The organism is Scrofimicrobium sp. R131, assembly GCF_040256745.1.
GTDB lineage: Bacteria > Actinomycetota > Actinomycetes > Actinomycetales > Actinomycetaceae > Scrofimicrobium > Scrofimicrobium appendicitidis.
The window spans coordinates 357171-369979 of record NZ_CP138335.1; the positions used below are offsets into that span (position 1 = coordinate 357171).

7 protein-coding genes are annotated in these 12809 nt (G+C 57.4%); all 7 read left to right on the top strand.

From position 1 onward, the window contains the following. Positions 1-208 precede the first annotated feature (208 nt). The 7 genes from SAC06_RS01770 to SAC06_RS01800 all read left to right on the top strand — a co-directional run bounded on the left by SAC06_RS01770 (position 209) and on the right by SAC06_RS01800 (position 12640). Positions 209-3103 (top strand): SNF2-related protein, encoded by a 2895-nt coding sequence (locus SAC06_RS01770; protein WP_350258503.1) that lies wholly within the window; start codon positions 209-211, stop codon positions 3101-3103. Positions 3104-3163: 60 nt separating this feature from the next. Next, complete coding sequence (locus SAC06_RS01775; protein WP_350258504.1) at positions 3164-4084, top strand: site-specific DNA-methyltransferase; 921 nt, start codon at positions 3164-3166, stop codon at positions 4082-4084. 56 nt (positions 4085-4140) lie between these two features. Beyond that, positions 4141-5010: a DNA methyltransferase gene (locus tag SAC06_RS01780; protein ID WP_350258505.1), complete on the top strand. Its 870-nt coding sequence runs from the start codon at positions 4141-4143 to the stop codon at positions 5008-5010. Positions 5011-5012: 2 nt separating this feature from the next. Next, positions 5013-8036 (top strand): DEAD/DEAH box helicase family protein, encoded by a 3024-nt coding sequence (locus SAC06_RS01785; protein ID WP_350258506.1) that lies wholly within the window; start codon positions 5013-5015, stop codon positions 8034-8036. Then, entirely contained in the window at positions 8033-10012 is a 1980-nt protein-coding gene (locus SAC06_RS01790) for an AAA family ATPase (protein WP_350258507.1), read from the top strand. Before SAC06_RS01785 ends, SAC06_RS01790 begins: the two co-directional genes overlap by 4 nt. A gap of 32 nt (positions 10013-10044) precedes the next feature. Continuing rightward, on the top strand, positions 10045-11292 hold the full coding sequence (locus SAC06_RS01795) for a hypothetical protein (RefSeq protein ID WP_350258508.1): 1248 nt from the start codon (positions 10045-10047) through the stop codon (positions 11290-11292). An 814-nt stretch (positions 11293-12106) separates the two neighbouring features. Continuing rightward, entirely contained in the window at positions 12107-12640 is a 534-nt protein-coding gene (locus tag SAC06_RS01800; RefSeq protein ID WP_350258509.1) for a hypothetical protein, read from the top strand. The last annotated feature ends 169 nt before the right edge of the window (positions 12641-12809 follow it).

A 12809-nucleotide genomic window follows, 5' to 3' on the forward strand; every position in this document is an offset into this window, starting at 1 on the left:
CCCCGCAGGCTGGGTGACGGACACTCGAGTTGTCGGAGCCTAGCGGTAACGTAGGTGGCGGGATTGAATCGCTGGAACAGATGTGTTCCTTCGGCATGGAGGATCGGGACTAAGTGACGTATAGTTTGGCGCTTGTTTGTGGGCCTGGTGGTAGTTGTGCGTTTGAAGCCGCGCAGTGGTGGCTTTTCTCGGCGCAGAGGGGGAACTGATGGTCTCTCCTCTTACCGATTACCAAGCTAAGTACTTTGCACACCAGTTGCAGTGCAGCTATGCGAATGACCATGTTGGTAAGATTGCTGGTCTATTGTTTGACGCCCAAGTGGAGCCGAAGCCGCACCAGATCGACGCCGCCCTGTTCGCGCTGCAGACACCGTTTCTGCCGGGCGTGATCCTCGCCGATGAGGTCGGCCTCGGGAAAACGATCGAGGCGGGCATCGTCATTTCGCAGTACTGGGCGGAACGCCGCCGCAGCATTCTGATCGTTGCCCCGTCGAGCCTTCGGCAGCAGTGGCAGCAGGAGTTGTATGAAAAGTTTCTGCTTCCGTCTGCCATTCTCGATTCAAAGTCGAAGGACACGTTGCTAGCTGGTGTGGCTCGAAGTCCGACTCAGGTGCTGATCTGCTCTTACGAGTTCGCGCTCCGGCATGAGACCGCACTGCTCAGGGCATGGGATCTGGTGGTTGCGGACGAGGCACACCGGCTGCGGAACTTCTGGACGGGCAAAACCAAGGCCGCCGAGGCAGTCGCGCACATAGTTGGCGGTGCACACAAGACCGTCCTGCTGACTGCGACGCCGCTGCAGAACAAGCTCGAGGAACTGTATGGGCTGGTCTCGATCTTCGACCCTGACTACTTCTATTCCCTTGATACGTTCCGGGAGCGGTATGTCAAGAAGCGTGCCTTCGGGGGTGACGACGACCTGGTCGAGCGTGTCGCCACCGTCTCGAAGCGCACGCTGCGGCGCGATGCCGACAAGTACATCCACTTCACCAAGCGCCTGCCGATGACGGTTGAGTTCACCCCGTCGCCCGACGAGGCGCGGCTTTACGATCTGGTGAACGATTACCTGCAGCGCGATGAGCTCTTTGCCTTCGCGGACAGTCAGCGTCACCTCTGTGCCCTGATCATCCGCAAGCGTCTCGGTTCGTCGACCTACGCGGTCGCGAGCACGCTGGAGAATATCGCCAACCGTCTGGCCGATGAGGTTGCCGCCGGGCAGCGTCGCGACGGCCGCGGTGGTCTGGTCGCAGCAGACTTTGCCGTCGACGACGAGATCACCAGCGAGGAGCTGGAGGAGGCCGAAGAGATCAGCGGACGCACGGAAGCCCGCTCCTCTGTGCCGCTGGACGCGTCGTTGCTGGAGGCGATGCGTGCCGAGGTTGCGGAGCTGCGTGAGTACGCGGCGTTGGCTCGTTCTATCACCGAGAATCAGAAGGCGGTCAAGCTTGGAGAGGCGCTCGACCTTGGCTTCGAGCGGTTGCGTGAGTTGCAAGCTCCGGAGAAGGTGATCATCTTCACCGAGTCGACCAAGACGCAGGAGTACATCGCACGTACTCTGCGGGAGGCGGGTCGAGGGGAGGGGCTCGTTCTGTTCAACGGTTCGAACAACTTGCCGGAGCAGACTGAGATCTACCGGGCCTGGTTGGAAAAGAACAAAGACGGCGACCTGATCACCGGCATCGCCGCCGTGGATCGGCGCAAGGCGCTCGTGGACTACTTCCGCACCGAGGGCACAATCATGATCGCGACCGAGGCCGCAGCGGAGGGCATCAACCTGCAGTTCTGCTCGATGCTCGTCAACTACGACCTGCCCTGGAACCCGCAGCGGGTCGAGCAGCGCATCGGACGCGTGCATCGCTTCGGGCAGAAGCACAACGTCGTCGTCGTGAACTTCTCGAACAAGGGCAACATCGCCGAGCAGCGCATTCTGGAGCTGCTGACGAACAAGTTCCAACTGTTCTCCAGCGTCTTCGGCGCCAGCGACGAGGTGCTCGGCGCGATCGAGGACGGGCTGGACTTCGAGAAGACCATCAGCGACATCCTCACCCGCTGCAAAACCGCCGACGAGCTGGACTCGGCGTTCCGGAAGCTGGAGGATCAATACGCAAGTGAGATCTCGCGCGAGATGGCCAACGCCAAAGCAAAGGTCTTCGACAACCTCGACCCCCACGTCCAGGATCGCCTCAAGGCATACGACACTCAGTCCGGCGAGGTGCTCAACAAGTTCGAGCGCCTACTGCTCGCGGTGACTCGGCACGAACTGGACGAGCACGCCACCTTCGAGGGCGACGGGCGCACCTTCGTGCTGAACCAGTCGCCAGTGAAGGACGCGCCTACCGGGCGCTACTATTTCAAGTCCCAACCGCTGGAGAACGCCCACCAATACCGATATGCGGGCCCCTTAGCTCAGCACGTGGTCGAGTCTTCGAAGGCTCATGACACCCCTACGCGTGAGCTGACTTTCTCGCTGGGCCAGTCGGAGCGTGTTAGCAGTGCAATCCGTGCGCTGGAGGGCGCTAGTGGCGAGCTTACTGTTGGTGTTGTGACCTTTCGGATGAGCGCGAACAAGGAGGATGTCTCCGAGTCCTACTTGCTCGCCGGCGCACTGACCGATGACGATCGGTGGCTCGACGAGGAGTATGTCGCAGACATCCTCGACCTCGCCTGCATCGACGTCGGAACAGCGCCGGTGGCGATCGACAAGAGCCGTTTCACGCCACACCTGGACATTCGCCGGGCTGAGCTGGAGAAAGAAGTCCAGGGGCGCAACGCTCGTTACTACGACCAGCAGGAGGAAATGTTCTACCGCAACAAGCAGGATCGCAAGGCTGAGTGTGATGCTGTCATCCGCGACTACCGAGCCAAGGAGAAGGAAACCCGCAGGCTCGCCCAGCAGGCCAACGACCCGATGGAGCGGAATCGCCTAAAAAAAGTTGCCCGCAAGTGGGATCAACGTGCCGAGGAGGTTGACGAGGAGTTCCGAGCTATGAGCAAGAAGCTGCGGGCCGAGGCGGACAGGTTGCTGGAGATGATTGAGCAGGCCCTCCAGGGAGCCCAGGAGAGTGAGCACCTGTTCACGATTCGTTGGCGCATAATTGGATAGATAACGTACTTTGAGCAAATCGGATGCAGACTGGCTAGATCATGAAAGAGAATTGTCTGAATGACTGACGAGATCTACGAGACATCACCTACTACGCCTGACTTTAGGACCGAGCTTGCCAGGCAGCTTGCTGATCTGGTACCCGAGGCTATCGCGGACGGAAAGGTGGATGTCGAGAAGCTCAAGGAACTGCTCGACGATGACGCGGCTGATAGTAGTGAGCGGTTTGGACTCTTTTGGCCTGGCAAGAAGCGAGCCCTGCGAGCTGCGCAGGAGCCGACCTCAGCAACCTTGAAGCCTGACTTCGAGAACTCGAAGGACTGGGACACGACCAAGAACGTCTTCATCGAGGGCGACAACCTTGAGGTTCTTAAGATTCTGCAGAAGCACTACCACGCCAAGATCAAGATGATCTACATCGATCCTCCGTACAACACCGGTAAAGACTTCGTCTACCCGGACAACTACAAGGAGGGCCTGGACACCTATCTCGAGTGGACACGCCAGGTCAACGAGGAGGGTAAGAAGGTCACGACCAACGCCGAAACCGAGGGCCGCTACCACTCCAACTGGCTCAACATGATGTACCCGCGGCTCAAACTCGCTCGAAACTTGCTCACCGATGATGGAGCAATACTGATTTCAATAGGCGACAATGAAATCGCGGGCTTGCGATTGCTATGTAACGAAGTATTCGGTGAGAATAATTTCGTCGGAGCGTTTTCTCGGACGAGTGCGGAAGGCGGTGGTCTAGCAAAGCAGATCATAAAGGGGCATGACTATGTGTTGATATACGCTCGAAATCTCACAAACTTTCCTCCACTACTCAGACCGAAAGATATACGCGGTAGAAGAGTAAGCCGATCCGGAGAAGATACTGGATCGAGGAAGACTGGTTTCGGCGGGAATTTGGTAAGTATGGAACATGCTTTTATGAAGAAATTCTTGAGTATTACGACGACTCTAAACTGGAGGAAATAAATGCGGGATTAGCGGACGGACGCTATGTATTGACGCCCAAGAGTGGAGGGCATATTGTGGGCCGGTACCGTAAGATTGCTGAAGATGGGTCGAAATTTCATTCAGTAATAAAGCACCTAAATGCTGATGGAGTACGTGATCTACGGAAGTTAGGCGGATTGGACGCCTATTTTGACTTTCCAAAGCCGGTGTCGTTGATTCGAGATCTCGTCCTCGGAGCCACTTTTACGAGCAAAAACCGCGAGGATATTATATTAGACTTTTTTTCTGGATCGGGTACCACAGCTCAGGCTGTAATGGAAGCTAACGCGGTCGATGGCGGGAATCGGCGTTTTATATTAGTTCAGATTCCGGAGCCCCTGGCTAAGGGCGTGGCTCAAGATAACCATGAATTTGGGACTATTGCGGATGTGTCTAGAGAGCGCATCAAACGCGCAGGAGGTTTTGTCGCGACTGATCTGGCAATGCAACCTCTAAAATCTGCCTTGCCGATCGACCTGGGATTCAGGTCGTATCAATTGAGTGAGACTTGTTTTACAGAGTGGCATGTGTCGAGTGATGTTGAGGTGGATGCGTTGCAGCAGCGTTTGCTGAGTCTTCGTGATAGTGCGACCGATGACGCGAGTGCTGATGATTTGCTCACTGAGATTCTGCTCAAGCAGGGTTACTCGTTGACCGAATCGGTTGCACCGGCTGAGGTTGGTGGTCTTGATGTCCGGGTTGTGCGGGATCGGGATGGTGACATTGCCGTGTTGGCGTACTTGAACGAGCATGTTAAGCCGACGCTTGAGCAGCTTCGTGCGTTTGTGGAGGAGTCTCCGATGCGGATCATCGTGCTTGAGGATGCGTTCCAGGGCGATGATGAGCTCAAGACCAATTTGGCCCAGCTCGCTAGAGCCAAGGGAGTTGAGGTCTGGACAGCATGAGTATGAAGACGAGTGCAGCGAGTGGATCAGGATTCCAGTTTGACGCTAGTCAGCCGTATCAGTTGGATGCGATCTCGTCGGTGGTTGACCTATTTGACGGGCAGCCGAGGGATGTGGACAAGCTACTGTCGACGCTGCATGGACGGGTCGATGTCGAGATAGATGAGCAAATCGAACTGTCGGGGGTGGCAGCACATGCTTTACGTGAGGCAGAAATCGCCTCCGAAGTAGGTGCGGTCGGGAACAGTCTTGTGCTTGATCGAGAAGTAGTCCTCGCGAACCTTCAGCGTGTGCAGGATAGGAATGGTCTTGAGGTAGCGTCCTCGCTTGCGGGCGATGCGTTTGACTTTGATATCGAGATGGAGACGGGGACAGGTAAGACCTATGTCTACCTGCGTACCATCTTTGATCTGGCAGTTCGGTACAACTTTACGAAGTTTGTGATTCTGGTGCCGAGCGTGGCGATCCGTGAGGGTGTAAGTACGAGCATTCGGCTTATGCGTGAGCATTTTGAGAGCCTCTATAGGCCACAGGGCATCACTTTTGATGATTCAATCTATAGGGGCAAGAATGCTGAGGAGGTCCAGTCTTTTGCGACTTCCCCGAATGTGCAGATCTTGATCATGACGATCGACTCGATTCGTGGGAACGCGAACACCCGAATCATCCACCAAACCCGTGACAAGCTAAACGGATTGCGGCCGATTGACTACCTGAAGGCGACGCGTCCGGTCGTGATTATGGATGAGCCCCAGAATATGGAGTCTCGATTGTCGCAGTCGGCGGTGGGCGAACTCGACCCTGTCTTCACCCTGCGTTACAGTGCGACGCACAAGAAACAACGTAACGTCGTCTATAGGCTTGATCCGGTTGACGCACATGACCTGGGACTAGTGAAGCAAATTGTCGTGGCTGAGGTGGCGCAGCAAGGTGCGGATGCGACACCGTACATAAGGCTGGTTGAGGTCCGCCGGGAGCCGTCATGGTCTGCTCGGTTGGAGTTGACCTGTCGGCGGGCGGATGGTTCGCTCGAGCGGCGGATTGTGAGTGTGAAGCAGCATCAAGAGTTGTCCGATGAGCGTATCACCAACAATCCGATCTACGAGGGTTGGCGTATCAACGAGATGAGTATTGATCCTGTCTATGTTGATCTCACGCTGCATGGTTTCTTGTATGAGGGAGAAAGCATCGGTGCGTCGGCCGGCGCAATCTACAAGGAGATGATCCGTGAGACAGTACGGGAACATCTTCGTAAGGAAGCGATGCTCCGTGCAAGAGGTATCAAGGTGCTTAGTTTGTTCTTCGTTGACAAGGTTGCCAGTTACCTGGGTGATGGTATGAACAACGAAGATGCCAATGGAGATTTTGCTCAGTGGTTTGATGAGGTCTTTGTCGAAGAGCGTGCGAAGTCGGCACGTTACCAGGAACTGCTACCGCAGGAGCCGAGAGAGTTGCGGCGGGCCTACTTTTCCCAGATTCGGCGCGGCAAGACGGTTAAGTTCCAGGACTCGTCTGGCACGACCAAAGCTGATGACGGCGCCTATGAACTGATCATGCAGCAAAAAGAGCGACTCCTAGATGAGACCGAACCTGTTCGGTTTATCTTTAGCCACTCTGCCTTGCGGGAGGGTTGGGATAACCCGAATGTTTTTCAGATCTGTACGCTGCGCGAGATGGGCGCGGAGACCGAGCGTCGACAGACTATCGGGCGGGGCTTGCGTCTGCCGGTCGCCAAGACCCAAGAGGGCTTTGTGCGCGTGGCTGACCGTGGAGTCGCCACGCTGACCGTTGTTGCGAACGAGGCCTATACCAAGTTTGCCGATGCTCTTCAGCGTGAGTACAAGGAAGCAGGCGTTGATATCGGCCGGGTTCGTAGAGCAGAGTTCTCGAAGATTCCATTGCAGGACGAGAATGGTGCACTCACAGACGATCTGTTTGGGTACCAGCGATCTGTTCAGGTTTGGGAGCACCTCAAGGACAAAGGCTTCATCGACAAAGACGGCACAGTCACGCCGAAGTTTCAGCCGAACCAGCTGGGATTCTACCTTGATCTACCAGAGGATCTAGCTTGGGCCGAACCCACCATTGTCGAGCTAGTTGAGCGTGCGAACATCGGCAAATATGTTAAGTCCGTCAGTAAGCGTCAGGCCCGAGTGCTCAACAAGCGGCTCTATTCGACTCCGGAGTTTGAGGAGTTTTGGGAGGCGATCAGTCAGAAGACCACCTACCGGGTCCGCGTCGAGCGCAATGAACTGATCGAGAACGTAATCCGCGCGATCCGGGAGGCCCCAAAGATCGAGGCACTGCGAATCCAGGTTACCCGCGCGGGAGTAAAGGTGCTGCGAGGCGGCGCGAAGGGTGAAGAGCTTAGCTCCCGCTCGGCAGAACTTCGGGGTAGCTACGACTTACCTGACATCATCACGGAACTGCAGGAGGCAACCTCCCTCACTCGCAGAACCATTGTTGACATTCTGGTCGGGAGCGAGCGGCTGGGCGAGTTCATCGGCAACCCGAATGACTTCATTGCGATGGTCAAGCGCGCCCTCCAGAGCGAGCTGGCGAAGATCGTGGTCGAGGGCATTCAGTACGAGCGGATCGCGGGCTCGGTCTACGAGCTTCGCGAGCTGCAGCGGGACGGCGAGGAGGAGAAAGAGCGCTTCCTCGACCAGATGTACAAGGTGCAGCACACCCAGAAGACCGACTTCGACTACGTCGTCTTCGACTCCGACGTCGAGCGCCAGTTCGCGGAGCTGCTCGACTCTCGCGAGGACATCAAGCTGTTCATGAAGCTACCCGCCAAGTTCAAGATCGATACCCCCGTCGGGCCATACAATCCCGACTGGGCAATCATTAAGCAGGAAGATGGAGAGGATCGGATTTACATGATCCGTGAGACAAAGAGCACGCTCGACGACTCGAAGCTCCGCCCAACCGAGCTCGCCAAGATCAAGTCCGCCAAGCGCCACTTCGAAGCCATCGGCATCGACGACTACGCGCGGGCGGTACCGGGAGTGTGGATGCTATGAGGCTCATCTCCGCTCACGTCCAGGGCTACGGCCGGATCGTCGATTCCAAGATCAACTTGGATGCTAAGGTCATCGCTATCGTGGGGCCGAATGAGGCAGGCAAGACCACCCTGCTCAAGGCGCTCGCTCACGTCGATGGCGAGACCGCCGTGCCGGTACCTCAGCGTTCGCGAGCTACCGAAGTGACCGATCAGACCCGTGTGACGACCTTCGACTACATCGTGGAGAAGGAAGATTGCACTGCCCTTGCGGATCTCGACTTGCACGAGCAGCCGACTCGCGCCCACGTTGCACGCTCCGCTTCCGGAGACAAACTCATCGTGGACCTGATTCCAGCGCCTCGAAAGTCCGTGCAGCCACTCCAAGATGCACTCGACACCCTTAAGGCAGCAGCCGTCAAAGAAGACCTTGACGACTGGATCGATCCGAACACTACGTATGCCGATCCAGGTTCTGACGATCCGCATGATTACCGGGCGGAGCTCAGTTCCGTGGTCGAGGCTGTCGAGGCTGCGGTCGCGGAGATCGGCAGTGATCTTCCTGACGAAGCAGTTCAGACTGCGCAATCCCTCCGGGGTGTCACGCTTGCTGACGACGTCGATGCGGAGTCGCTGCATGCGGCCTTCGATGCGATCATCGCGTGGTATGAGCGAGAAGACCCCGCTCCCGCCGCTCGCGAACGCGTCTGGAGGCGCACGCCGGACTTCATCCTTTTCGACGAGGCCGATCGCTCAATTCAATCCGCGTACACGTTCAACGATGCGCTGATCAACGACACCCCAGTCGCGCTTGCGAACCTTGCGGGCACAGCGTCACTCGACCTCGCAGAGCTTCTCCAGTTCGTTCGAACAGGAGACATTGCGCGTCGACGAACGGCGATTGTCCAGGCCAACAAGCGGATGGACGCCATCTTCGACGAAGCGTGGAAACAGTCGAAGCTGGCTGTCCACTTTGAGCTTGACGGTGATCAGCTTCGCATCGAGCTCATGGAGGACGGCGACAACATCACAGTCTTCGACGAGCGCAGTGCCGGCCTCCGAATGTTCGTCGCTCTGATCGCCTTCCTGAAGGTTCATGGTTCGGAGCGTGCGCCGATCTTGCTCATCGACGAGGCAGAGAACCATCTCCACATCGATGCGCAAGCGGATCTGGTCAATATGTTCGTCACGCAGGAGCACGCGATCAAGGTCATCTACACGACCCACAGTCCTGCGTGCCTTCCGCCCGACCTTGGCACTGGAATTCGTGTGGTCGTACCGCGTCACGACAACTTCCAAGTGAGCGACGTGAAGAACAGCTTCTGGCAAGGTGCAGCAGGCTACTCGCCTTTGATGCTTGCGATGGGTGCAGCAGCCGCTGCCTTCACACCCGCTCGCTACGTCGTCCTGGCCGAGGGGGCCACCGAGATGATCCTTCTACCTACGCTGATACGTTCCGCAACTGGACAGACGGATCTGCCCTATCAGGTAGCGCCAGGACTGTCCGAAGTCCCGAACGACTTCCTGCCAAAACTCGACCTCGAGGCTGCCCACGTCGCATACCTCGTCGACAGTGATCATGGCGGGGCGAAGCTGAAGACTGCCCTCACAGAGGCTGGCGTGCCAGAGAGCCTCATCGCTGAGCTGGGATTGCCGGGGATCGAGAACGCCCTCGAGCCGGACGCCTACAGGGCGGCGATCTCGGCGCTGCTTCCTGAGTGCAATCCAGGAGCCACTGCAAGCGATCTTCCAGAAGTGCCACCGATTGCAGCAGAGACGGGAGCTTCTACTGCGAAGTGGATGTACGACTGGATCAAGAGCGTCGGGCTAAAGGCTCCGTCTAAGGTGGCGGTCGCGAATTGGCTGGTTGAGAACGACCGATCAACGCCGAGCGCTGAAGGGTCGGCGGTGTTGGTGTCGCTCCACGCGAACCTGGTGCGGGCGCTCGGGATAGAAAACGACGAGAGTCTGGCGAAGCCAGGAAAGGCAAGTCGGTAGTCAGGGCAAACGAGTCCACTATAGCCATCGATTTGGCTGACAATGGCGGGCACTTCTACCGCGCCGATTTCCAAGTCCATACCCCGCGTGATACCCAGTGGGATGGGGGCCGACGTACGACTGCCGTGCGCGATACGTGGGCTGCGACATTCATTTCTGCCGTACGAGCTCGGGGGCTCATTGCTGTTGCCATCTCTGATCACCATGACTTTGCGTTTTTCCCGTTTATAAAGCGCGCTGCAGCCGCAGAGCTGTTAGCGGACGGCACACCGGTGCCTGTTCGCGAGCAACTGACAGTGTTTCCTGCACTCGAGCTGACGTTGAGCGTTCCGTGTCAGGCGATTCTCATTCTCGACGCAGACTTCCCAGAGGACCGCCTCAATGACGTCTTGAAGGCACTTCATTTTGACCCGATTGGTGCGGTCCAGGATGTTCTCCCTCAGACAACGGTCTTGCCGGACTCAGGCGACCTCAACGACATCCACGCGAAGCTTGACAAGAATGATTGGCTCCGAGGAAGGTATATCCTCCTTCCGAACGTCACGCCGAACGGTCATAATACTCTGTTGCGGGAATCCTTCCAGGCCAAGTATCGGGACATGGTTGCTGTCGGAGGATACCTCGACAAGCCCATCACGGAGCTGAACCGCCAGAAGTACGCCGGCGAGAAGCGGATTCTCGAAGGCGGCGACGGCAACTGGGGATCGAAGCGTCTTGCATTGTTCCAGACTTCCGACGCGCGCAAAGCCGACTTCTCCACGCTTGGTGAACACGCGACCTGGGTGAAGTGGGCGAAGCCAACAGCTGAAGCAATCCGTCAGGCATGCCTGGCGCAGGAGTCTCGAAGCTCCCAAAGCTCTCCGGCAATACCTAACGTCTGGGTTTCGCGCGTGGTGGTCTCGAACTGCAAGTTCATGGGTCGCGTAGACGTCGCGCTCAACCCGCAATACACAGCCCTCATAGGCGGAAGAGGTACCGGCAAGTCGACGGTGCTTGCTTACTTCCGCTGGGCCTTGTGTGACCAGCCTACGCGAGCAACCGAGGATGACGAGGTTGCAGATCCCCGCGTGCGTCAGCGCAAACTCATTGACGCGACGCTCAAGCCTCGCGACGCGTATGTCGAAGTGTGCTGGGTGATTAATGGGATCACCCACATTGTGCGTAGGCACGCCGGCGACGGAACGATTCAACTCAAGGTAGGTGACGTCAGTTCGAGAAGGAGGCTGAATCAGCCATCCAGAGTTTCATCCCCATTCAGGCGTACAGCCAGAAGCAACTGAGTAGCGACTTAGTCTGCGTCGATGAGCTGTTGCGATTGCCACATCGCCGATCCAGCGGCAGCTCGAAGAGATCGACCGCAAACGGCAAGAAGTGGCCGGCCAACTTCGCGAGAACTACGGCACCCTCCAGTGGCACGGGAACTTAACTGCCTAGATTGTTTGGGGGCGATCTGCGCATCCGGTCGTTGGCGGAACAGGCGCAGTCGCTGCGCGATGGCCTTGCGGGGATCTCTGAGGAGGATCGAAAAGTCCTCGACGGGAAGGCCGGGCACGACGATTTGCGCTCAGCCCAGACCGGATGGCTCCGGCACATAGAGGTCACACAGGAGAATCTCGCTTCTCTGGTTGAATCGCTGGACTCATCGCTAGAGGATCTTGAGCTCCCAGCCTCCGCTCCAGCCAGCCTCACTGCAGAAGCCAACGCATTGCTTACTACGGCCCGTGATGCACTGCTGGGTCTGCGATCGACGATCAGTGGGCTGGAAACTGAGTTCAATGTACTCTCTACGGACGATGGTGCGATCGGTGCGATCGCTGAACCTCTGTCGGTTAAGGCGACCGAATACAGCGGGACAAATCGGGCAGTGAAGCAACGGTCTTTGGCGCACGAAGCCAAGCTGGCAGAGCGCGCCAGGCTAGAGGAGCAGCAACGCAAAGCTCTCGAGCTTGTGCAGCGTCAGCGAACTGATCGTCAACGCGTGGCAACCCGGGTGACAAGCACAAGGAGTTCAGCGCCGAGCGGACCGCCGCACGGAAAGAACGGACGAGCGCGCTGCGAGCTCAGTGCGAAGCTCTCGCGTCCTCATCGAACGGAATGTTCCGTGCAACATTACCGACGAGCCGTGGATTTGATGGAGTACAGAGCAAGTCCAAGGCGCTGATTGCGGGTTCAAACGTGCGGGTCAGCAAGGTCGATGCCTTCCTTGAGGAGCTCGCGAAGGAGTCGGATTCTGCAGCGACCTCGGAGAACATGCTCGAAGAGCTCGAGTCGCTGACCCTACTCGAACCAAATGCCGACATCAGCTCTGAACAAACTCCCGTGCTGACCAGGCTAGGCCTCACAGTTGCGGATCAGAAGAGATTCGTCCCGAAGCTCACCCCCGGTGGCTGGCTCGATCTGTCGCTCGCAGAAGTGTTCGACTTCCCATTGTTTGAGTACTGGGCCAAAGAAAGCGAGTACATCTCGTCTGACTCGGCTTCGGCCGGGCAACAGGCCTCCGCTATGCTCGGCACGCTACTATCTCAGGGTGGCACACCACTGATCATCGATCAACCGGAGGATGACCTCGACAGCGACACCGTGCAACCGATCGTCTTCAAAATCGGGCAATCCAAGAATCGGCGATAACTGATCTTCTCCAGCTATAACGTGAACTTGGTTGTCAACGGAGATGCCGTTTTGGTGCTCGAATGAGCCTACCTGACCGCGGGAGACCAGTCGGCCGGACACATCAAGGAGCAGGGTGCCATAGATGTTGCCGCAATGCGTGACGCGATTATGTCAGTAGTGGAAGATC